Genomic DNA, 21239 nt, shown 5'->3' on the forward strand with positions numbered 1-21239 from the left:
AGCTTCGGCACTATGAGCTATCCCGGCACGTTCTCGAAGACCGATCCTGACCGTCCCGCCGTGATCATGGCCCGCGACGGTCAGGTACGGACCTTCGGCGAGCTCGAAGCCCGCAGCTCACAGTTTGCCCAGCTCATGTGGGCAGCGGGTCTGCGCCCTGGCGACCATGTGGCGGTCTTCGCCGACAACAACATCGGCTACTTCGACGCCTACTGGGGCGCTATGCGCAGCGGTCTGTACTTCACGACGGTCAACCGGTACCTGACTGCGGAAGAGGCGGCGTACATCGTCAACGACTGCGGCGCTCGGGTTCTGGTGGCGTCGCCGGCGGTTGCTGAGGCTGCAACCGAGATGCTCCCGCTCATCGGCGACTGCGACGTTCGGCTCATGCTGGACGGGGCCGCCGACGGCTTCGACTCGTTCACCGATGCGATCGCAGCCCACCCTGCCGAGCCGCTCGCCTCCCAGCCACGCGGTTCGGCAATGCTCTACAGCTCGGGCACCACCGGTCGGCCGAAGGGCATCATGCGGCCGCTCGACGGAACGTCGATCACCGATCCTGATCTCATCGGTGTCGGGCTCGTCGGGGGCATTTTCGGCATCGGCGACCGAAGCGTTTACCTGTCGCCCGCGCCGCTGTACCACTCGGCGCCGTTGTCGTTCACGACCGGCACCCAGTCGATGGGTGGCACGGCGGTGGTCATGGATCGGTTCGATGCCGTCGAGGCGCTCTCGTACATCGAGCAGTACGGCGTCACGCACAGCCAGTGGGTGCCGACCATGTTCAGCCGGATGCTGAAGCTGCCCCCCGACGCCCGTACCCGCCACGACCTGTCGAGCCATGAGGTCGCCGTGCATGCCGCAGCGCCCTGCCCGGTCGAGGTCAAGCGTCAGATGATCGAATGGTGGGGGCCGATCCTGCACGAGTACTACGCCGGCACTGAGCTGAACGGCTTCTGCTACGTGAACTCGCCAGAATGGCTCGAGCGCCCAGGCACGGTGGGCAAGCCGCTCATCGGGGTCATTCACATCTGCGACGACGAGGGCAGCGAGCTGCCAGTTGGCGAGTCAGGCACCATCTACTTCGAGCGGGAGGTACCGGCGTTCGAATACCACAACGATCCAGCCAAGACCGCTGATTCCCGCCACGCTGAACACCAGCTGTGGTCAACGCTGGGCGATGTCGGACGCGTCGATGAAGACGGCTATCTCTACCTGACCGACCGCAAGGCCTTCATGATCATCTCGGGCGGGGTCAACATCTACCCCCAAGAGATCGAGGACTGCCTGGTACTGCACCCCAAGGTTGCCGACGTGGCGGTGTTCGGTGTGCCCAACGACGACTTCGGCGAAGAGGTGAAGGCCGTCGTGCAGCCGATCGCAGGTGTCGAGGCGAGCGATGCTTTGGCGTCCGAGCTGCTGGCGTATTGCCGCGAGCACATCTCGGGCTACAAGATGCCGCGTTCGGTTGACTTCCGGGACGAGCTGCCCCGCCTTCCCACTGGCAAGCTCTACAAGCGCATCCTGCGAGACGAGTACTGGGGCGACCGGTCCTCCCGCATCGTGTAGGCCCCGGCGTTGCTACAGGCCGGCAACGAACGAAGTGATATCTTCGGTGACCGCCCGGGCATGACCCATCAGGAAATGATCGCCGCCCGCGATCACCTCGAGCTGGGTATTGGTCCAGCTCTCGGTGATCTCGGCTGCCTCAGCGGGGCACCGGAACTGATCGTGCTGGGGCACCAGGAGCAGCTTGGGACGCGGGTCGGTCGGGGACGACATTGTGGCCGGGTCCACAATCCTCAGAGGCGCCGCAATTCCGATCCACGCCGCCAGATGGTCGTGATGGGCCGCGAGGGAGACGTCGCCGCCGAAGGAGCAGCCTGCTGACACAACCGGCGGCGGGGGATCGCTGCCCGGTTGCTCCGTTGCCAGGCGCGCTGCCGCGTCGAACGCTGCTGCCGCGTCGAGCTGCTCCGCCTTTCCATCGTCGTGACTGCCGCCGGAACTGCCGGCGCCGCGGAAGTTGTAGCGAAGCGCTGCGACGCCGGCCGCGGGCAGAGCTCTGAAGAGATGATCGATGAGCGGGTTCCACATGTCCCCGCCGTACAGCGGGTGCGGGTGCGACAGCACAACCACAGCGGTGGCTGCGGATGGCCAAGCCAGCTCGGCTTCGAGCTCGGTGCCATCGGACGCCGCCACGGCGATTGGCTGGGGTGCGACCGCTGAATTCGCTGCGTCATTCACGCTGGTGAACGGTACCGTGCGGGCGGTGAGTGCTCCTGAGACAAACAATGAGCACGGGACCGGATCGGCGACCAAGGCCGCCCGACCCTCAAAGAGTCCGAAGACCGGTGCTCGCAAGGCCAAGACGCCCGTTGCGGTCGACCACGACGACGACGAGCGGCGGCCGATCAAGATGCTGCACGACCGCCTGTTGGTGCGACTCCCCAACGATGGATCGGAGCGGCGCACCAGCGGCGGGATTCTCATCCCGGCGACGGCGCAGCAGAATAGGCGCCTCGTGTGGGCCGAGGTCGTCGGTGCGGGGCCGAACGTCCGCAGCGCCCAGGAGGGCGACCGGGTGCTGTTCAGCCCCGAGGACCGCCATGAGGTCGAGGTACACGGGGACGACTTCCTGATCCTGCGTGAGCGGGATGTTCACGCCATCGCGGCGCCCCGGATCGAGCCAGGCAGCACCGGCCTGTACTTGTGACCAAACGGTGACCCTGGACCTATGACCACCGCCGACACGCAATTTCGCACCGTCGGGGGCATCACGATCTCGCTGGCTACGACCACCGTGGACGGCATTGCTGAGGTCGAAGATCTCGTGGACCGGCTGGACGAGGCCCGGGGCGTGCTGCTCTCGTCGAGCTACGAGTATCCCGGTCGCTATACCCGCTGGGACATGGGTTTCACCGATCCGCCGCTGGTCATCACCAGCCGGGCCCAGGACGTATCGGTGCGGGCGTTGAATGAACGGGGCACAGTGCTGCTCGAGCCGATCCATAAGGCGCTGGCGGCGCTGGGAGCAGCTGCGGGGGTCGTCGACTTGCGACACGACCTGAGCAAGCGTGGCGGCGAAGTGGCCTGCACGATTGAGCGTCCGGACCGGCGTTTTGCGGAAGAGGAGCGCAGCCGCCAGCCGTCCACGTTCACGGTCGTGCGGTCCTTGGTCGACCTGTTCAGCTGCGACGACCCGCACCTGGGCCTCTACGGCGCATTCGGCTACGACCTCGCCTTCCAGTTTGAGCCCATTCCCCTGACGCTGCCGCGCCCGCCCCACCAGCGCGATCTGGTGCTGTACCTGCCAGACGACCTGCTCATCGTGGATCACCAAGGCGGAATTGCGCAGCGACTGCGTTACGAGTTCGCCGCGGCTGGTCGCAGCACTGCCGGGCTCGCGGGTGGCGGCCAGCGCGTCCCGTACGAGCCTGATCTCGACCTCGAAGCGCGCCGGGACCACGAGCCGGGCGGCTATTCGGCCGGCGTGCGGGCTGCACGCGAGTACTTCGCCCGGGGCGACCTGTTCGAGGTTGTCAGCAGCCAGATGTTCTCTGAGCCGTGCGTCGAACCGCCCTCGGAGCTGTTTCGCCGTCTTAAGGAGCAAAACCCATCGCCATACGGATTTCTCATCAACCTGGGTAGTGCTGGCAAATCCGGCGAGTGGCTGGTGGGAGCCTCCCCGGAGATGTACGTGCGTGTCGAGGGCGACCGCGTCGAAACCTGCCCCATCTCGGGCACCATCGCTCGCGGTCAGGATCCCATCGACGATGCCTCGCAGATCTTGGCGTTGCTCAACTCGGCGAAGGATGAGTCCGAGCTGACGATGTGCACCGACGTGGATCGCAACGACAAGAGCCGCATCTGCGTGCCCGGCTCGGTGAGGGTGATCGGTCGCCGCCAGATCGAGATGTACTCGCGCCTCATCCACACCGTCGACCATGTGGAAGGCCGCCTGCGCCCCGAATTCGATGCGCTGGACGCCTTCCTGTCCCATACGTGGGCGGTGACGGTGACCGGTGCACCCAAGACGGCGGCGATGATGTTCCTCGAGCAACACGAGCGCACCGCCCGGGCTTGGTACGGCGGCGCGGTCGGCAAGGTCGGATTCGACGGCAGCCTGAATACGGGGCTCACGCTGCGCACTATCCGGGTGACGGACGGCCACGCTGAGGTGCGGGTCGGCGCCACGTTGTTGTGGGACTCAGTTCCCGACGATGAGGAGTCCGAGACCGAGCTGAAGGCATCCGCATTCCTCGACGCGATCCGGCGGCCGCGCTCGGCACCGGCCGCGGGGGCTGTTGCAGTCCAGCAGAGACATCGGCGCGTTCTGCTCGTCGACCACATGGACTCGTTCGTGCACACGCTCGCGAACTACCTGCGCCAGACCGGTGCCACTGTGCTGACGCGCAGGGCTGGATTCCCGGCAGCGGAGATCAGTGCCGACGAGTTCGACCTCGTGGTGCTGTCGCCGGGTCCGGGCCGCCCCGACGACTTCGGCATCGGCCCTGTGGTGCGCGCCACGATCGATGCCGGCCTGCCGCTCTTCGGTGTCTGTTTGGGCCTGCAGGGGATCGTGGAGTACTTCGGGGGCGAACTCGGGCAGCTGTCCACGCCGATGCACGGCAAGCCCTCTGCCATCCGCACCCTCGGCGGGCAGTTGCTCGACGGTTTGCCGAAGGAGTTCCGGGCGGGCCGCTATCACTCGCTGTTCGCCCATCGTGCTGAGGTGCCCGACGAACTGGAAGTGACCGCAGTGAGCCTCGACGACGACATCGTGATGGCCGTGGAGCATCGTGAACTGCCCGTCGCGGCGGTGCAGTTCCACCCCGAGTCGATCATGTCGCTCGACGACGGTGTCGGGCTAGCGCTGATTCGCAATGCAGTGGATCGGCTGCTGCCCGGCTGGAGGAACGGATGACCCCGCAGCCTCAGCTTGATCGGCTTGTTGTGGCGACCATCCCGCGCGACGTCGTGGCGGTGTCCGGACCAGAGGCGACCGTGTATCTCCACGGTCAGATCTCTGCCGACGTGACAGCGCTGGACCCGGGCGAGAGCACCCTGTCCTTCTTGCTGGAACCGCGGGGGCGCGTTGAAGCGCTCTTCGCCATCTGCCGTACCGGACCCGACACCTACGTCGCCGACACCGAGCCCGGCTTCGGTGAGGCCATGGCCACGTCACTGGAGCGCTTCAAGCTGCGCACCCGAGTCGAGTTCACTCCCCAGCAGTGGCAGATGCACTCGCTTCGAGGTCCCGCCTCAGCCGTCGACGCACTGCAAGACGCCGTGAACGACGCAACGGCATCGTCGTCGCTCGTTGTGCGGCGTTCGAATTGGCCGCTTGCAGCCGGGTTCGACGTCCTGGCACCGGCGCAGAGTGCGGAGAGGCCCGACTTCGCGGCGGTGGAGGTCATCTCCGCAGACGAGTACGACCTATTGCGCATGGCATTCGGCTTGCCGGCGATGGGCATAGAGATCCTGCCTGGCGACATTCCCAACGAGACCGGACTCGTGGATCGCGCAGCGTCGTTCACCAAGGGCTGTTACCGCGGCCAGGAATTGGTTGAGCGGATCGACTCGCGGACGGGTGGACGCCGCAGCGTGTGCCGGCTCCGGGCTTCCGTTCCGCTCGCGCCCAACGATCACTTGCACGACGGCACTGGCACTGCGATCGCCACCGTGCGGAATGCGGCAGCGCTCGGTGACGCCGTGGTGGGGTTCGCGCTGGCGCGCCGGGATGCCGGCAACACGGCATACACGACCGCAGGCGAACCGGTCCTGCTCGCTGAGCTGTTCTGACGGAGCCCTGTTGATCGGCCCGCTCAGAGGCCCTCACCGGTACGCTCGCAGGCTGTCGCTGACACGACTGGATCGCAGGGAGTTTCGACATGGCAAAGACCGCACTGCTGGCCAAGCTGACCGCCCAACCAGGAAAGCGCGACGATCTGCTCGCCGTGATTGCCGACATCGGCATGAGCAACGCTGCCGGAGAACCGGGCACCGAGGTCTATGCCGCGCACAAGGACCAGAACGATGCCGATGTCGTGTGGTTCTACGAGCTGTACACCGACCAATCCGCGCTTGAATCGCATGGCGGTTCGGAGGAGATGAAGGTCTTCGGACGGGCAATGCGCGATTACATGGCGGGCCGGCCCGAGCTCATCTTCCTGGACCCGATCGTCGCCAAAGGCGTCGACTTCTGACGCTGGGCCCGATGCACCAGCGCCCGATGACCCAGGGCCCCCAAGCGGCGAGAGGTCACCTGACGTGTTCGTAAAGATCTGCGGTGTCACCAACGAGGAGGACGCGCTGGTAGCCGTGGGCATGGGCGCAGACGCAGTCGGCTTCAACTTCGTGCCGGGCTCGCCTCGCCAGATCTCTCCGCGACTCGCGCGTGACATCGTGCGCCGGTTGCCCGGCGGGATCGTCACGGTCGGCGTCTTCCGCAATGAGCTGGCGGAGCGCGTCGTGCAGGTGATGGACGGAGCCGGCCTGCGCTTGGCACAGCTACACGGCAACGAGACCGCCGCCGACAGCCGCTGGATCGCCGAGCGCGTGCCGGGACTCATCAAGGCGTTCGTGGCAGGCGATCCCAACGTGGAGCGAGTGCGCGACTACGGCGCCTCGGTGCTCATGCTGGACGGCTCCGAACCTGGCAGTGGACGCGTCTTCGACTGGCGTCAACTCGAGGGTCGCGATCGCGGCATCAGGCTGCTGCTGGCTGGCGGGCTGCGCCCCTCCAACGTGGCCCAAGCCATCGAGATCGTGCGTCCCTGGGGAGTCGATGCGGCCTCGGGCGTCGAGTCAGAGCCGGGCCGCAAGGACGTACTCAAGATGCGCGAATTCATTGCGAACGCCAATGACGCAGGGGCGTTGTACGACGACACTGACGAGGTGCAGATGCCGGGTTCGGCGCCGTACGACTGGCGTGACGACTGAGCGAGGGACCACATGGCAGCAGCAATGGGCGAGCCCACGCCGGGCACGAGGCCGGTCACAGGCGAGCCCACGACGAATATCAGGTCGGTCATGGGCGAGCCCACACCCGATGGCCGCTTCGGCGACTTCGGAGGCCGATTCGTTCCCGAGACCCTGGTCGCGGCGTGCGAGGAACTCGAAGCAGCGTTTCGCGAGGCTTGGGCGGACCCGGCCTTCATCGCCGAGTTCGAGGCCACGCTGCGCGACTACGGGGGCCGCCCCTCACCGCTCACCGAGTGCAGCAATCTGTCCCGCCAGCTCGGCATTCGCTTGCTGGCCAAGCGGGAAGACCTCAACCACACCGGTTCCCACAAGATCAACAACGTGATCGGTCAGGCACTGCTGGCCCAGCGCATGGGCAAGACCCGGCTCGTCGCCGAGACGGGGGCCGGCCAGCATGGCGTTGCTGCCGCCACTGCGGCCGCACTGCTGGGGATGGAGTGCAAGGTCTACATGGGTGCCGTTGACGTCGACCGTCAGGCCCTGAACGTGTTCCGCATGCAGTTGCTGGGATCCGAGGTGGAGGCTGTGCTGTCAGGCAGCCGCACGCTGAAGGACGCCGTCAACGAGGCGCTGCGGGACTGGGTGGCCACGGTGGAGAACACGCACTACTGCCTCGGTTCGGTGATGGGCCCGCATCCATACCCGTGGATGGTGCGCACCTTTCACCATGTGATCGGCGACGAGGCTGCAGCCCAGTGCAAGGACCTGATGGGCGGCAGTCCCGATGTCGTGGTGGCATGCGTGGGCGGCGGCAGCAACGCCGCGGGCATCTTCTCGGGCTTCGCTGACGGTGATGCCCGCCTTGTGGGTGTCGAGCCCGCCGGCGGAGCAGCCGTCGGGCGGGGCGTGCCTGGAGTGGTCCATGGCATGACGAGCTACCTCATGCAGGACGAAGTGGGCCAGGTGCTCGAAGCCGAGTCGATTTCGGCCGGGCTCGACTACCCCGGCGTCGGGCCAGAGCACGCGTACTTGGCGGCGATCGGCCGTGCCGAGTACCCGAGCGTGACCGACGACGAGGTGGTCGAGGCGTTCACACTGATGAGCCGGGCCGAAGGCATCATCCCGGCGCTGGAGTGCGCCCACGCGCTTGCGTGGATCGTGCGCGAGGCGCACCAGATGCAGGGACAGACCGTGCTCATGAACCTTTCGGGCCGCGGCGACAAGGACGTCGACCAGATGATGGATGTGCTCGGCATGCAGGGAACCGTCTCGTGAACGGCGCATCCGGCGACGTGCAGACCCCAGCATTCGGGACGCTCGAGACACGGTTGCGGGCTCGGCGCGACAGCGGCGCGAAGCTGCTGATCCCGTACGTCACCGGTGGCTACAAGGGCTGGCAGCGTGCTGTAGAGGCGGCCGCGGCGGCCGGGGCTGATGCCATCGAGATCGGCATTCCCTTCTCGGACCCGGTGATCGACGGACCGGTCATCCAGCAGGCCTCCACTGCTGCGCTGGACGAGGGCGCAACACCAGCATCAGTACTGGAAGAAGCCCGGGAGCTCGACACCGGTGTACCTCACGCGGTGATGACCTACTACAACATCTGCCACCACCAAGGCCACGAGCGCTTCGCCGCAGCGCTTGTCGAGGCGGGCATGTCAGGGGCGATCCTGCCCGACCTGCCGTACATCGAGGCTGGGCCGTGGCTCGACGACGCCACCGAGGCCGGCATCGAGGTGATCCTGCTGGCAGCGCCCACCACGCCAGACCACCGGCTTGCGGAACTGTGCGGAGCGTCGCGGGGGTTCGTCTATGCAGTCGGCCTGCTCGGCGTGACCGGCGAGCGGGCATCACTTGCCCGCACAGCCACCGAGATTGCCGCACGGTGCCTGGCCGTCACCGATCGACCCGTGCTCACCGGCGTCGGCATCGGTTCGCCGTCTCAAGCCGTCGAGGCCTGCGAGGTGTCCGACGGCGCCATCATCGGCTCCGCAGTCGTCCGGACGCTGATGTCCGACGGTCCCGAGGCGGTTGGCGAGCTCGTGGCCTCGTATCGGACGGCGCTCGATCGCGGCTGAGCGGTGACTCCGGCCGAACCTGACGCTGCTGCACCGGCACCTTGTGATGACGCGCCGCCGGATCCGCCCGAGCTCGATCCCGACTGCGAACTGTGCGAGGCGGCACGCTTCACGCACTGGTACTTCGAAGATGAGCTCTGCTGGGTGGCGGACTGCGAGGTGTGCGCCACGCCGATGGTGGTGTGGAATCGGCACGGAACCGAACCGCCCGCCCCGGAGTTAGATGCGATGCTGGCTTGCTTGACCGATGCAGGCGAGCAACGCTTCGGACCCAACGGCGGAATCGTGGACCAGGTGATGCGCCAGATACCGGACCATTTCCACGCCCACTACCGGGATGCCGACTGGATGTCCCGCCGCTGGAACGAGCCACCGAGCCGCTACACCGGCGTCGGCACGACCCGGGTGACCCGATGAGTACGCAATTCACGCCGAGTCGTGGCGAAGTGAAGTGCCGCAGGTGGCGGGTACCAACGCTTGCGCTAGCGATCGCGATCGGGCTCGCGAGCTGTGGTGGGGGCGATGCGACCGAGGCCGACTTGGAGCGACTGGAGCTGGCGTTCAACAACGCCGATGTGGAGCTCGGTAACGAGGTCTTCGGCGACAGTTGCTCGGTGTGCCACGGCAGCGATGGCACTGGGGGGGTGGGTGCGGCGCTCGGCGGCGTCAGCGAACGGCTCACCGTTGGCGACCACCTGTCGGTGGTGTGGAACGGCCGCGGCTCAATGCCGCCGTTCGGCGGGCTTCTCACCGATGCTGAGATTGCCGCCGTCGTGGCCTACCAGCGCAGCACTTTCGGCACAGAGTGAACAGCCGGTACGCGGTTCGGGGCTCCTGTTGGCTGCGCTCACGGACCGTTCGGCCCCTCGGCGCGGACAGGCGGTAGCTTCGCCACGGTGAGCGAGTCTGACTTCCCGCACCCCAAGGAGTTGCTGCCGCACCGAGCGCCGTTCCTGCTCGTCGATGAGATCGTCGAACTCGAGCCCGGTGAGCGTTGCGTGGGGCTCTGGCACCTCAGCGGCGACGAGGCGTTCTTCAACGGTCACTTTCCCGGTAGGCCGACTCTGCCCGGGGTGCTCATGGTCGAATCCATTGCACAGACGGCGGGTCTCGCAGCTGCCTCGGCCTCGTCTTTGAAAGGCAAGCTCGCGCTGTTCGGTGGCATCGACAAGGCCCGATTCCGCCGCCAGGTGATTCCGGGCGACACGCTGCGGCTCGAAGCCACGATCGATCGCTTGTCAACTAGGGGCGGCCGTGCAAGGGGCACGGCGAGCGTGAACGGTCAGGTGGTCTGCGAAGCCTCGATGATGTTCCTCTTCGCCGACGCAGAAGCTGGCGCAGGCGCCTGAACAGTCCCGGCGCCCCTCTCGGCGCAGGTGGGCGGGGCGGGGATCGGCAAGGCGGCCCAGTGGCGATTGCGCTCGCAGGCCGCCGTCCACCACGATGGCCTCACCGGTGACAAACGAGGATTCCTCGCTGGCCAGCCATGCTGCGACGCTCGCGATTTCGTCGGGATGGCCGAGACGCCGCAGCGCGTGCGCGTTGATGTTGCGTTCGAGGATGACTGGGTCACTCATCATCCGCTGCACCGGAGGTGTCTCGATGGTGCCGGGGCAGATGGCGTTGACGCGCACGCCGGCGGGGGCGTGATCAGTCGACAGTGCGCGGGTGAGATTGATCACGGCCGCTTTTGAGGCGGCGTAGACCACGGAGCCGCCGTCACCGTGTAGCCCGCTGACGGAAGCGGTGTTGATGATCGAGCCGTGGCCGCGGGCTTCCATCACCGGGACCGCGTACTTGGCGCCCAGGTACACCGATCGCACGTTGACATTCATGACGAGGTCCCAGTCGTTGGGCTCAAGCTCCACCGCGGTGCCGGGCCGCAACGTGCCGGCTTTGTTGAACAGCACGTCGAGCCCGCCCCAGCGCTTGATCGCCGCGTCCACCATGGCCTCGACATCGTCCGGCTCGGGCCGCATCGACACGGCGCATCGACACTACGGCGCAGTGCCTGACTACGTTGTGGCGGCTGATCTGGATCAACCCGATGCGGGCCGAAGCAGGGGAGGGCTCGATGGCGAGCGCAGAGTTCTACAGAATCCGCGAGATCATCGCGTCGCAGCAGATGCCAGCCGACATCGAAGCCATGCGCAAGGGCATAGAGCTCACTGCACGGCCGTTGCCGGCAGGAGTCAGCGGCGAGATGGTGGATGCCAATGGCGTTTCCTGCGAGCTGCAGACGCCCGACGCCCACAGCAGCGACGCAATTGTGCAGTACGTGCACGGCGGCGGCTACGTCGCCGGATCGATCGGCTCGCACCGGAACCTGACCGGGAACCTGGCCCTGAAGCTGGGTTGCCCGGTACTCTCGGTCGACTACCGCCTCGCACCCGAGCATCCGCACCCCGCTCCCGTCGAGGACTCCGTGGCGGTCTATCGTTGGCTGCTCGAGCGGGGCTATTCGGCAGACCGGATCGCCATCGCGGGCGATTCCGCCGGCGGCGGTCTGACCATGTCGACGCTGATGAAGCTGCGGGACCTGGGCTTGCCACTGCCCGCAGCAGCGGTGCCCATATCGCCGTGGGTTGACATGTCGGGCACCGGGGAGAGCGCCGTCACCCGCTCGGACCGCGACCCGATGGTGAGCGCTGACGATCTGAGCCGGATCGCCGGTGTCTTCCTTGGCGCAGACGGCGATGTTGCAGATCCGTATGCGGCACCGCTGGAAGGCGATCTCGCGGGACTGCCGCCGTTGCTGATTCACTGCGGCGACGACGAGGTCCTGCTGTCGGACAGCGAGCGGCTTGCCCACAAGGCTCGTGCTTCGGGCGTCGATGTGACCCTCGAGGTCTGGCCCGAGATGATCCACGTCTGGCATTCGATGGCGGGCTTGTTCCCTGAGGCCGACGAGGGCATCGCACGGGTGGCCGAGTACCTCGGCGAACACCTCGGCGACTAGGCCGCTGGGCCCGCCCGGGTTCGCCTAGGACGGGTCTAGGACTTCGCGACGTCGTCGAGGAACCAATCGACCAGGTCGAAGCAGTTGCGCCGGTTCGCGGGCTCGTTGTGGCTGACGTTGGCGAGAATGCCTTCGCGGGTCACACCGCAGGAGTCGAGGTAGCTGTCGCTCGACTCGCGCATCCAGTCAGTGGCCAGCTCCACGCTGATCTCGGGATGGAACTGGGTGCCCACGCTGCGGCCCACGCGAAACAGTTGTGGACAGGCCTCGGTGCTGGCCAGCAGCTCGGCGCCCGGCGGCAGCGCGAAGCGATCGTGGTGCCATTCCATCCATGGCCCAGTTGAGATCGGCAGTCTCACTCCGTTGGCGGGCGTGATCTCGTACCAGCCGATCTCAGTCTCGGGTGATCGCTCGACCGTTCCGCCGAGCGCGGCAGCAAGAGCCTGACCCCCAAAGCAGATGCCCAGCACCGGCGTGCCGCTCTCGTGTGAGCGGCGAATGAGGACCAGTTCGTCGCCGATCCAGGCGCTGATCGCGTCCTCGTACACGGACCAGTACGAGCCCATGATCACCAAGAGGTCGAAGCCGTCGGCCGGAAGCGGCTCGAAGCGCTCGGGATCGGAGGTGTCGGGCACCATGACGTGCAGGTCGCATTCCACGCCGCGCTCGGTGAGGCGATCGCCGACGAAACCGGGCTTGGTTCCGGCCTCGTGCGAAACGATGAGCGCCTTCATGGGGCGCGCTCGACGACCGACACCGGCAGGTGCTTGATGCCAGAGATGAAGTTGGACCGCAGCCACTCGATCGGACCGTCCTGTTCGATTCTGACCACTCGCCGCAGCAGCTCCTCGAACACCACCCTGATCTCGGTGCGCGCCAGCCATGCACCCAGGCACAGGTGAGGTCCGTTCCGACCGAAGGCCATGTGCTCGTTGTCCTGACGCGCCAAGTCAAACCTGTACGGGTGGGCGAAACGATCCTCGTCGTGGTCTGCGCTGACGTAGTACAGGACCACCTTGTCGCCCGCCCGCACCTTGGTGCCTCGAATCTCGGTGTCGGTGGTTGCTGTCCGCCGGAAGTGCGTCGTGACCGAGCTGGCGCGCAGCACTTCCTCGCTGGCGGTGGCGGTCAGAGCCTCGTCGCCGGCCAGAACCGCGGCGCGCCACGCGTCGAATACATGGGGGTGAGCCATAAGCACCCACAGTCCGTGCGTCATCGTGTACCGAGTCGTGTCGTTGCCCGCCGCGATGAGCAGCGTGAAGAAGTTCTTGAACTCCAGGTCTGTCAGCGGTGTGCCGTCGGTGGTGGGGGCCAGTAGCTGGCTGATCACGTCGGATGCCGGGCACTCGCGGCGCTTGGTGGCCTGCTCGGAGGCGTATTCGAAGATCTCAACTGTGGCGGGACTGCGAAACGGCATGAAGCGGAACTCGTCGGTGTCGACGAGCCCGACGGGATAGTCGGTGAAGTCCGGATCGGTGTTGCCGAGCAGAGCGTCGCCCCACTCCACGAGCTGGTGGCCGTCTTCGTCGCTGGTGCCGAGCATGCGTCCCAGCATCCGCATGGGCAGCTCCGTCGCAACTTCGGTGACGAAGTCGAATCGGCCTTGTGGCAGCGCCCGGTCCAGCACTTCGCACGCGAGCCCGCGGATGGCTGCCTCGTAGGTGTTGACGACTCGTGGCGTGAATCCCCGGCTCACCAACCGGCGGTAGCGGGTGTGGGAGGGAGGGTCCATCTCCATCATCGTCGTGCGGGCTTCCAGCTCGTCGGGCGCCATGTCCTCGAGGCGGACGCCCTGCGACGAGGTGAACGTCTGGGTGTCCCGGCTGATGCGGAACGCGTCGTCGTACTTGGTGACGGCCCAGTAGCCCCGTCCGTCGATCTCGTCAATCCACGCCACCGGCTCATTGCGTCGCATCCGCGCGAACGTCGCATGGGGGACGCCTTGGGTCCAGACGTCGTGGTCGGAGATGTTGGCGTCGTCGGGTCCGAGGTCGTCGAGGTACGGCTCGGCCCAGGTGCTCATGGCCTCAGGCTCGCACAGGGGCGGTCGCAGGTGCAGACGAATCGGCGACTGAGACGTCAACCGATGCAACGCCGTGAACGAAATTCGACGGGATGCGCTCCAGGTTGGCAGCGTTGGCGGGCCGGATACCACGGTCCAGCATGGCCTCGAGCAGCGCCGTCAGCTCCATCCGCGCCAGATAGGCACCCAGGCAGAAGTGCGGCCCGCCGCCTCCGAAGGCGATCTGCTCATTGTCGGCCCTGCCGATGTCGAATTCGTCAGGATGCTCGAACACCTGCTCGTCCCGATTGGCGGACGGGTACCACATGACGACCTTGTCGCCCGCCGAGATCTGGGTGCCCGCCAACTCGGTGTCGACGGCGGCGGTCCGGCGCATGTGCAGGATCGGCGAGGCCCAGCGAATGACCTCTTCGACTGCGTTGGGCACGAGTTCGCGATCGGCCACCAGCCGATCCCACTGGTCAGGATGCTCAGCGAACGCGATCGTCCCGTGGGTGATCGCCGTGCGCGTCGTCTCGTTGCCGCCGAACACCAGCACCTGGAAGAAGTTGCGGAACTCGGCTGCGGTCAGCCGGTCGCCGCCGACCTCGGCATGCACGAGAAGGCTCACGAGGTCCTCAGTGGGACGGTCCAGGCGCTGGTTACCGAGCTTCGCCCCGTACTCGTAGAGACCCCATGCAGCCGGGCTGCCGAATGGCAGCAAGCCCAGCGGTGTGGTGTTGCCGTACGCGTCGGGCGGCAACGACTGGGCCTCTGTGGTGCCTTCCACCAAGTGATTCGACAGCTCCACCATGTAGCCAGCGTCTTCGGGTGGCACTCCCAAGATGGCGATGATCACCCTGATCGGCAGTGGCGCTGCCACCAGATCGACCCAGTCGCCCCCGCCCTCGCGAACCACGGTGTCGAGCAGTTCATCGGCGATGGCACGCGTGCGTTCTTCGTAGCGGCGCATCTGGCGGGGTGTGAACGCCTTGCTGACCACCCGGCGCAGGCGAGTGTGCGCGGGCGGGTCGTGTTCGAGGATCGAACGGCGCGCCTCGAGCGCGTCGGCTTCGAGGTCCCACAGGTTCACGTGGCCGATCGCCGACGAGAAGCGTTCTGGGTGGCGGGACACCTCGCACACGTCGGCGTGGCGCGTCGCGGCCCAGAATCCGTGGTCCTCGTAGGGGTTCCAGTGCAGCCCGGGACGCTGGCGCAGCGTGCGGAAATCGTCCCAGGGGACGCCATCCGCATACCGGCGAGCATCGGCGACGTCGATCTCTGTGGCCGGATCGGCCCCCAATGTCATGGGTGAATGGTAAGTCTGTGCAGACGTTTCGGTGGACTGAGGAGGCAAACCTGTGACAACCCTCGCCGAATTCGAGAGCACTCTGCGGTTGGCTGACGTGCACACCGTCGAGGTCGCCATCGTCGACACCTACGGACACCTGCGCGGCAAGCGCTTTCCCGCGGACCACTTCCTTCGGTCCGTAGCGGAGAACGGCTGCCATCTTGCGGATGCCATCTACATCTTCGACTTGCACAACGATCTCGTCGACAGCCCCTACATCAACATGGCCAAGGGTTTCCTGGACACCCATCTTGTTCCCGATCTCGGCACGCTGCGCCTGTTCGGGCACCGCCACGGTTACGCGCTGGTGTTCTCCGACAGCCTCGATCCGACGCACCAATTGCACCCGATAGCGCCGCGCACCGTGCTGGCTCGCCAGATCGAGCGATGCGAGGCGCTCGGCTACAGCCCTGAGGTGGCCACCGAGATGGAATTCTACCTCTGCGAGGCGGACTGGTCGCACGTGCAGAGTCACATCCAGTATTCGTCGCTGACCGACCGGGGCGATATCGAAACCGTGCTGCTCGCCATGCGTCTCGCAATGATCGACGCAGGGATACCGGTCGAGTCGTCGAACCCCGAGTACGGACCGGGTCAGATCGAAATCAACGTGGCCCACGCCGATGCCATGACCACGGCCGACAACACGGCGCTCTACAAGAGCATCGTCAAGGAGATCGCAGCATCAGCAGGGCTGAAGGCCACATTCATGCCCAAGCCGTGGACCGAGCCGTCGGGTAGCGGCATGCACGTGCATACAAGCCTGTCGGCTGGCGGCCAGAACGTGTTCGGCTCCTCCCAGGATGCGCCGAATGACGTGATGTCGCAGTGGCTGGGCGGCCAGCTCGACAACGCCGGCGCGCTCTCGCTGCTCGGCAGCCCCGTGCCCAACGGCTACAAGCGAGTGCGCCCCTACACGTTCGCGCCCACCCATGTGCACTGGGGGCTCGACAACCGTTCGGTGATGTGTCGGTGCACCGTGGGTGCGGGGAATGCGAACCGGGTCGAGTATCGGGCACCAGGCGCCGACGCCAACCCCTACCTGATGATCGCGGGATTGCTCGCGGCGGGAGCCGACGGGCTCGAGCGGGGTGCTGATCCTGGGCCGATGAGCGAGGGCGACATGTACGACGACCCCGGCGGCGCGACCCCGCTGCCGGCCAACTCCGCCGACGGCATCGCGGCGTACGAGGGCAGTGCGCTCTCGGCCGCGCTGGGGGAGGAGTTCTCGACGAATTTCTTGCTCATGGCCAACGCAGAGTTGGAGAAGTTCCTCGAAGCTGGCTGCGACCCCGCTGGCGACGATGTTTCCGATTGGGAGCGCGACCGCTATCTGGAATTCACCTGATTGGCCCCGCCGGCCTCAATTCTCTGCGCAGAAATGCCGCTCTAGACGGCTTTTTTGCACACAGAATCCTGCAAGGAAGTTCTGTGCGCAGGAATGCCGCCTCAGACGGCTTTTTTGCACACAGAAGCATTGACGGTCACGCGCCCCGCCTCGGGTAATCAACGCGGGCACTAATGGTACGGCAGGTACTCGCTGATCTCCCACTCGCTGATGCTCTCCGAGGGCTCGCCGACGGCTGCCATATAGCGCTCCCATTCGGCGTCCTTGATGGCCAAGAAATTGTCGACAAGGTCGCTGCTCACAGCCTCCGCGAGCGCGGCGTCTGCTCGCAAGTGCCCGAGCGCGTCCGCCAGATTGAGCGCCGAGGTGACCTCGGTATTCCACGCTTCCATGCCGTCGTTGGTCTCAGGCTCCGGGCAGTCCAGCTCGTCGACGACACCGAGACGCGCAGCCTGCAGCACGGCGGCGATGGCCGTGTGGACGTTGCAGGTGCCATCTGCGAGGCGAGATTCGATGCGCGTGCGCTCGCCTCGTTCGGGCGGCACCCGAGTGCCGACCACGCGGTGGTCGTAGCCCCAGTTGGCACGCCGCCCGCTGAACGTGAAGGGTTTCAGACGCCGGTACGCGTTCACCGTTGGGGCGCACAGCGGTGTGAGTCCCTGGTGATGGGCGCACAGTCCGGCCAAGCATGACTTCGCCAACTCGGAAAGCCCGTCTTCGGTGCCGGTGTCGACAAGAGCGTTTTCTCCGTTCGCGTCAACCAGCGAGAAGTTGACATGTACGCCGTTTCCCTCCAACTCCGCGTACGGCTTGCCCAAGAACGTGAGCCGCCGGCGGTGGCGCATGGCGCACTCGCGGGCGAGCACTTTGAACAGGAATGCGTCATCGGCGGCCCGAAGCGCGTCGGCGTAGCGGAGCGTCAGCTCGAATTGGCCCGAATCGAACTCTGCGTTGACCGACTCGAGCATGATCTCGCTGCCGTCTGCGAGATCGACGATCTCGTCGATCAAGCCGATGGGGTCGACGGAGCGGCCGGTGCCGTAGACGAACGACTCGGGCGTGTGCCAGCGCTGCCAGCCGTCCCCATCAGTGAATTCCAGCACGTAGGCCTCGAACTCGATACCGACCATGGGGCGGTAACCCAAGGCCTCCCAGTCGGCGATCGCTTTTCGCAGTGCATACCTGGCCGAGTATCGGAAGGGCTCGCCGCCCTGTGACAGGTCACACACGGCTACCTGGGTTCGATCGTCCTCCCAGCCTGGCCGCAGATCGGACTCGTCGAAGGTGGCATGCATGTCGGGAAAGCCGTCGAGCACGCCCGATCCGGGCGCTGCGATGAATGAGCGGTCGTAGGCGAGGCTGTAGACGGCTGCAGCGTGTCCGGTGCCCTCGTGCGCCAGCGCCGCCGGAACGTACTTCCCCCGAGCGAGACCGAGATGGTCAGGCCACAGCATGCGAACACGGTCATTGGCCATCGCTGTTCCTCATTGCTGCATTGGGGGTAACGATCAGCAGAAGCTATACGAGCCCTAATCAGTAGAGGGCTAGCATCGATCTGATCTAGGGGAAGGGCCCAACATGAAACGACGCATCTTGGCTTTGCTGGCCGTCTTGGCGCTGTTCGGAGCTGCGTGCAGCAGCGACGACGACACCACGGAAAGCGAGCCAGCCGCCACTGAGGCACCGGCTGCCACCGAAGCGCCGGCAGCCACGGAAGCACCGGCGGCCGCCGTCACGATGAGCAGCATCGATATCGACCACATTCTGAGCGCCGATCTGGCGAACTGCGAAGAAACGCCGACTGGCGACGCGATCCGGGTCGGCATGGCAATGGACTTCAGCGATGTGGTCGGCTTCGTCGACATCCCGGGCTCCAAGGTGGTGCCGTACGTCGCGGAACTCGCCAACTGTCGCGGCGGCTTCAACGGCCGGCCGGTGGAAGTACGTGTAGCCGAAGTCGGCACCGACGCTGCGCTCGCTACCGAAGACCTGCTGGACTGGGGCGCACACTTCCTCATCGGTCCGCCGTTCGCTGACTTCGCGCTGCCGATCCTGCAGACCACGGGCGGCAATGTTCCGCTGTTCGTAGCGGCATCGACCGAGCCGACTTTGGCAGACGCCTCCAACAACTCGTACCTGGTCACCTTCGACGACCACCAGATGTCGGGTGCGGCGGCCACGTGGGCGCTCGACCAGGGCATCACCCGGGCGATCGTGTTCACCGAGGGCGAGGGCATCCCCTACACCGGCGTCAACCCCGATGCGTTCATCGCCGCCTTCGAAGCTGGCGGCGGCGAGGTGGTGAGTGTTCAGACCTACGTGTGGTTCGTCGACACTGACTTCTCGTCCCAGGTGAATGAGATCGCTCAGATCTCAGAGAACAACGAGGCTGTCTTCTCGGCCGCATTGGGCTTCCAGGTGACTGCCCTGCGTGGCCAGCTCGAAGGCCAAGGTCTCGACGGTCTCACCTACATCGGCACCGACGCCTTGGACGCCACCGGCATCCAGGTCGAGGCGAACAACGAGGGCATCGCCCATACGCCGCATACGAGTATCACTGCGGGCGACCGGATCGATTCGATGCTCGCCGCGTTCGAGGCCGCCAAAGGCGAGGCGCTCGACAGTCGTGGCTTCATGGCGCTCTATGTCGACTCGATGTTCATCGGCATCCAGGGGATGCTCGACTGCGGCTGCGACGACACTGCCGAGATCGGCGAGGCCGTCAAGCAGATCTCTGGATTCCAGGGACTGTCGGGTGAGATCACCTACGAGGGCACGAACGGCATCCCGCCAAAGGCGGTGCCGATCAATCGCATTGTGAACGGCGAGGATGTACTCGTCGCCACAATCGAATAGGTCCGTCTCGGCGCCGCAGGAGCGGGCACAACGCCGGACGCGGCGTCCTCGCGATCTCCAATGCTCGAAGTCGAAGGCCTCACCGCACGGTACGGCTCGATAGCTGCATTGCGCGGCGCGTCCCTGAGCGTCGGGTCCGGTGAAGTCGTCGGCCTCATCGGGCCCAACGGCGCGGGCAAGACCACCTTGCTGTCGACCATCTCCGGGCTGATGTCCCCGGCAGAGGGCTGCGTCACCTTCGAGGGACACGACATCACTGGCCACTCGCCAGAGAAGCTGCTGCGTTCGGGCGTGGCGCTCGTGCCAGAGCACCGACGCATCTTCGCCGACCTCACCGTGGAGGAGAACCTGAGAATCGGCGGCGTGACGGTGCCAGCGGCGAAGCGCGCAGAACTGCTGGATGAAATGGCAGACCGGTTTCCGGTGCTGAGGGAGAAGTGGGATGTCTCGGCCGGCTATCTGTCGGGGGGTGAGGCTCAGCAACTGGCCATTGGGCGAGCGCTGATGTCGGCTCCCCGTTTGCTGATGATGGACGAACCCTCGCTGGGGCTCGCGCCTTTGCTGGTCGACCTGGTATTTGAGCTCATTGGCACGCTTCGTGAACAGGGACGCACGCTGCTCGTCGTGGAGCAAAACGCAGCACGGATGCTCGCTGTGGCTGACCGCGCGTATGTGCTTCGCAGCGGCGAGGTAGTGGCCTCGGGCACCGGTGCTGAGCTGAGTCAACAAGACGATTTGTTCGACACTTTCGTAGGCCATGTCATGCCTGCGAATGAGGGGCTGCCCGCCTCAGGCGCGCATGAATCTCGCAGTGCCGGGGGTCCCACGGGGTGACCGAGCTGGCGCAGAACCTCATCGACGGCCTTGGCCGGGGCAGCATTTACGCACTGCTGGCGCTGGGCGTTGCCGTCGTCTTCGGCGTCATGCACCTGCTGAATTTCGCCCACGGTGAACTCATCACCGTCGGGGGCTACATCGCGCTCTGGACCCTGGGACGCGACGGGTCGTGGTACGTGGTGGCCCCGCTGATCGTGGTGGGAGCGGTGTTGACCTCGTTGGTGATTGAGCGGGTCGCTTTCTCACGGGTGCGGGGAAGCTCAGACTTCACGCTGCTGCTCACCTCCTTCGGCGTGCACTTCGTCATCTCCGCGATCTTCTTGCTGTACGTGTCGGCGTCGGTCAAGCCGTTCCGCAGGCCCTCGTGGGTGACGAACACCTACTCGGTCGGGCCGCTGCGGATCGAGGTGTACGACACCGTCGTCATAGTTGTGACCGTGCTGACGCTGATCGGCACGACCCTGCTGCTGCAGCGAACCATGTTCGGGCTGTCGCTGCGTGCCGCCGCAGCCGACTTCGACACTGCCCGGCTGATGGGCGTGCGTTCTGACACCGTCATCCGGGGCGCATTCGCCCTGTCGGGTCTGCTGGCCGGCATTGCCGGGGTCTTCTGGCTGATGCGAGCCGGCAGCATCAACCCCAGCGCTGGCATCACTCCGATGCTCAAGGGCGTCTTGGCCGCACTGATCGGCGGTTTGGGCAGTCTGCGTGGGGCCGTCATCGGGGGATTGGTCCTGGGCTTGGCTGAAGTGATCCTTCGTTCGCGCCTGCCCGACAGCATCGCCAGCCTCACCGAAGGCGTGGTGTTCCTGTTGATCGCCCTGCTATTCATCTTCAGACCGCAGGGCCTCGTTCGGGTGGCACACGCTGTGCGGGTTTGA

22 protein-coding genes are annotated in these 21239 nt (G+C 65.9%); 16 read left to right on the plus strand and 6 right to left on the minus strand.

Annotated features, from left to right (window positions below):
- Positions 1–12 precede the first annotated feature (12 nt).
- Positions 13–1569, plus strand: a complete 1557-nt coding sequence (locus ACOQPH_RS04100; protein ID WP_420623465.1) for an acyl-CoA synthetase — start codon at positions 13–15, stop codon at positions 1567–1569.
- A gap of 12 nt (positions 1570–1581) precedes the next feature.
- Here ACOQPH_RS04100 and ACOQPH_RS04105 read toward each other — a convergent pair whose 3' ends face one another.
- The gene (locus ACOQPH_RS04105) at positions 1582–2247 is read right to left on the minus strand and encodes an alpha/beta hydrolase (RefSeq protein WP_420623466.1); all 666 of its coding nucleotides are present in this window, start codon (positions 2245–2247) and stop codon (positions 1582–1584) included.
- Positions 2248–2419: 172 nt separating this feature from the next.
- On the opposite strand from ACOQPH_RS04105, the gene ACOQPH_RS04110 reads away from it, so the two are divergent.
- From ACOQPH_RS04110 to fabZ, 10 genes are all read left to right on the plus strand, one after another.
- Positions 2420–2716, plus strand: a complete 297-nt coding sequence (locus tag ACOQPH_RS04110; protein ID WP_420624302.1) for a GroES family chaperonin — start codon at positions 2420–2422, stop codon at positions 2714–2716.
- Between the two features lie 21 nt (positions 2717–2737).
- Complete coding sequence (locus ACOQPH_RS04115) at positions 2738–4927, plus strand: anthranilate synthase component I (protein ID WP_420623467.1); 2190 nt, start codon at positions 2738–2740, stop codon at positions 4925–4927.
- Positions 4924–5805: a YgfZ/GcvT domain-containing protein gene (locus ACOQPH_RS04120; RefSeq protein WP_420623468.1), complete on the plus strand. Its 882-nt coding sequence runs from the start codon at positions 4924–4926 to the stop codon at positions 5803–5805. The genes ACOQPH_RS04115 and ACOQPH_RS04120 overlap by 4 nt, the downstream gene beginning before the upstream one ends.
- Before the next feature lie 89 nt (positions 5806–5894).
- Positions 5895–6209, plus strand: coding sequence for a putative quinol monooxygenase (locus tag ACOQPH_RS04125; RefSeq protein ID WP_419552782.1), 315 nt, complete (start codon positions 5895–5897; stop codon positions 6207–6209).
- Between the two features lie 64 nt (positions 6210–6273).
- The gene (locus ACOQPH_RS04130; RefSeq protein ID WP_420623469.1) at positions 6274–6945 is read left to right on the plus strand and encodes a phosphoribosylanthranilate isomerase; all 672 of its coding nucleotides are present in this window, start codon (positions 6274–6276) and stop codon (positions 6943–6945) included.
- A 90-nt stretch (positions 6946–7035) separates the two neighbouring features.
- Positions 7036–8202, plus strand: a complete 1167-nt coding sequence (gene trpB, locus ACOQPH_RS04135) for a tryptophan synthase subunit beta (protein WP_420624303.1) — start codon at positions 7036–7038, stop codon at positions 8200–8202.
- Positions 8199–9005, plus strand: coding sequence for a tryptophan synthase subunit alpha (gene trpA, locus ACOQPH_RS04140; protein WP_420623470.1), 807 nt, complete (start codon positions 8199–8201; stop codon positions 9003–9005). Before trpB ends, trpA begins: the two co-directional genes overlap by 4 nt.
- Before the next feature lie 3 nt (positions 9006–9008).
- On the plus strand, positions 9009–9422 hold the full coding sequence (locus ACOQPH_RS04145) for a hypothetical protein (protein WP_420623471.1): 414 nt from the start codon (positions 9009–9011) through the stop codon (positions 9420–9422).
- Positions 9419–9814, plus strand: coding sequence for a c-type cytochrome (locus ACOQPH_RS04150; RefSeq protein WP_420623472.1), 396 nt, complete (start codon positions 9419–9421; stop codon positions 9812–9814). Before ACOQPH_RS04145 ends, ACOQPH_RS04150 begins: the two co-directional genes overlap by 4 nt.
- An 87-nt stretch (positions 9815–9901) precedes the next feature.
- Complete coding sequence (gene fabZ / locus ACOQPH_RS04155; protein WP_420623473.1) at positions 9902–10354, plus strand: 3-hydroxyacyl-ACP dehydratase FabZ; 453 nt, start codon at positions 9902–9904, stop codon at positions 10352–10354.
- On the opposite strand, the gene ACOQPH_RS04160 is transcribed toward fabZ, so the two are convergent.
- Positions 10244–10984, minus strand: a complete 741-nt coding sequence (locus ACOQPH_RS04160; RefSeq protein WP_420624304.1) for an SDR family NAD(P)-dependent oxidoreductase — start codon at positions 10982–10984, stop codon at positions 10244–10246. The two genes, fabZ and ACOQPH_RS04160, sit on opposite strands and share 111 nt — an antisense overlap.
- 95 nt (positions 10985–11079) lie before the next feature.
- On the opposite strand from ACOQPH_RS04160, the gene ACOQPH_RS04165 reads away from it, so the two are divergent.
- Complete coding sequence (locus tag ACOQPH_RS04165; RefSeq protein WP_420623474.1) at positions 11080–11964, plus strand: alpha/beta hydrolase; 885 nt, start codon at positions 11080–11082, stop codon at positions 11962–11964.
- Between the two features lie 35 nt (positions 11965–11999).
- Here ACOQPH_RS04165 and ACOQPH_RS04170 read toward each other — a convergent pair whose 3' ends face one another.
- Genes ACOQPH_RS04170 through ACOQPH_RS04180 form a run of 3 tightly spaced genes read right to left on the minus strand, consistent with a single transcriptional unit; the run spans position 12000 to position 15275 of the window.
- Positions 12000–12698 carry a type 1 glutamine amidotransferase gene (locus ACOQPH_RS04170; RefSeq protein WP_420623475.1) on the minus strand — a complete coding sequence of 233 codons (699 nt, stop codon included), beginning with the start codon at positions 12696–12698 and terminating at the stop codon, positions 12000–12002.
- Positions 12695–13987, minus strand: a complete 1293-nt coding sequence (locus ACOQPH_RS04175) for a cytochrome P450 (protein ID WP_420623476.1) — start codon at positions 13985–13987, stop codon at positions 12695–12697. The genes ACOQPH_RS04170 and ACOQPH_RS04175 overlap by 4 nt, the downstream gene beginning before the upstream one ends.
- A 4-nt stretch (positions 13988–13991) precedes the next feature.
- On the minus strand, positions 13992–15275 hold the full coding sequence (locus ACOQPH_RS04180; RefSeq protein ID WP_420623477.1) for a cytochrome P450: 1284 nt from the start codon (positions 15273–15275) through the stop codon (positions 13992–13994).
- A 52-nt stretch (positions 15276–15327) separates the two neighbouring features.
- On the opposite strand from ACOQPH_RS04180, the gene ACOQPH_RS04185 reads away from it, so the two are divergent.
- Complete coding sequence (locus ACOQPH_RS04185) at positions 15328–16665, plus strand: glutamine synthetase family protein (protein ID WP_420623478.1); 1338 nt, start codon at positions 15328–15330, stop codon at positions 16663–16665.
- A 170-nt stretch (positions 16666–16835) separates the two neighbouring features.
- On the opposite strand, the gene ACOQPH_RS04190 is transcribed toward ACOQPH_RS04185, so the two are convergent.
- On the minus strand, positions 16836–18119 hold the full coding sequence (locus tag ACOQPH_RS04190; RefSeq protein WP_420623479.1) for a glutamine synthetase: 1284 nt from the start codon (positions 18117–18119) through the stop codon (positions 16836–16838).
- 124 nt (positions 18120–18243) lie between these two features.
- On the opposite strand from ACOQPH_RS04190, the gene ACOQPH_RS04195 reads away from it, so the two are divergent.
- From ACOQPH_RS04195 to ACOQPH_RS04205, 3 genes are read left to right on the plus strand one after another with little or no spacing between them, the layout of a single operon-like run.
- Positions 18244–19521: an ABC transporter substrate-binding protein gene (locus ACOQPH_RS04195; RefSeq protein WP_420623480.1), complete on the plus strand. Its 1278-nt coding sequence runs from the start codon at positions 18244–18246 to the stop codon at positions 19519–19521.
- A 60-nt stretch (positions 19522–19581) separates the two neighbouring features.
- Entirely contained in the window at positions 19582–20355 is a 774-nt protein-coding gene (locus ACOQPH_RS04200) for an ABC transporter ATP-binding protein (protein ID WP_420623481.1), read from the plus strand.
- Positions 20352–21239: a branched-chain amino acid ABC transporter permease gene (locus ACOQPH_RS04205; protein WP_420623482.1), complete on the plus strand. Its 888-nt coding sequence runs from the start codon at positions 20352–20354 to the stop codon at positions 21237–21239. The genes ACOQPH_RS04200 and ACOQPH_RS04205 overlap by 4 nt, the downstream gene beginning before the upstream one ends.

This window comes from Candidatus Poriferisodalis sp. (genome assembly GCF_965221945.1).
Classification (GTDB): Bacteria; Actinomycetota; Acidimicrobiia; order Acidimicrobiales; family Poriferisodalaceae; genus Poriferisodalis.

Coding starts and splice junctions, on each gene's coding strand:
- ACOQPH_RS04100 (WP_420623465.1), top strand. CDS start 13: ATGAGCTATCCCGGCACGTTCTCGAAGACCGATCCTGACCGTCCCGCC.
- ACOQPH_RS04110 (WP_420624302.1), top strand. CDS start 2,420: ATGCTGCACGACCGCCTGTTGGTGCGACTCCCCAACGATGGATCGGAG.
- ACOQPH_RS04115 (WP_420623467.1), top strand. CDS start 2,738: ATGACCACCGCCGACACGCAATTTCGCACCGTCGGGGGCATCACGATC.
- ACOQPH_RS04120 (WP_420623468.1), top strand. CDS start 4,924: ATGACCCCGCAGCCTCAGCTTGATCGGCTTGTTGTGGCGACCATCCCG.
- ACOQPH_RS04125 (WP_419552782.1), top strand. CDS start 5,895: ATGGCAAAGACCGCACTGCTGGCCAAGCTGACCGCCCAACCAGGAAAG.
- trpB (WP_420624303.1), top strand. CDS start 7,036: ATGGGCGAGCCCACACCCGATGGCCGCTTCGGCGACTTCGGAGGCCGA.
- ACOQPH_RS04150 (WP_420623472.1), top strand. CDS start 9,419: ATGAGTACGCAATTCACGCCGAGTCGTGGCGAAGTGAAGTGCCGCAGG.
- ACOQPH_RS04160 (WP_420624304.1), bottom strand. CDS start 10,984: ATGCGGCCCGAGCCGGACGATGTCGAGGCCATGGTGGACGCGGCGATC.
- ACOQPH_RS04165 (WP_420623474.1), top strand. CDS start 11,080: ATGGCGAGCGCAGAGTTCTACAGAATCCGCGAGATCATCGCGTCGCAG.
- ACOQPH_RS04170 (WP_420623475.1), bottom strand. CDS start 12,698: ATGAAGGCGCTCATCGTTTCGCACGAGGCCGGAACCAAGCCCGGTTTC.
- ACOQPH_RS04175 (WP_420623476.1), bottom strand. CDS start 13,987: ATGAGCACCTGGGCCGAGCCGTACCTCGACGACCTCGGACCCGACGAC.
- ACOQPH_RS04180 (WP_420623477.1), bottom strand. CDS start 15,275: ATGACATTGGGGGCCGATCCGGCCACAGAGATCGACGTCGCCGATGCT.
- ACOQPH_RS04190 (WP_420623479.1), bottom strand. CDS start 18,119: ATGCTGTGGCCTGACCATCTCGGTCTCGCTCGGGGGAAGTACGTTCCG.
- ACOQPH_RS04195 (WP_420623480.1), top strand. CDS start 18,244: ATGAAACGACGCATCTTGGCTTTGCTGGCCGTCTTGGCGCTGTTCGGA.
- ACOQPH_RS04200 (WP_420623481.1), top strand. CDS start 19,582: ATGCTCGAAGTCGAAGGCCTCACCGCACGGTACGGCTCGATAGCTGCA.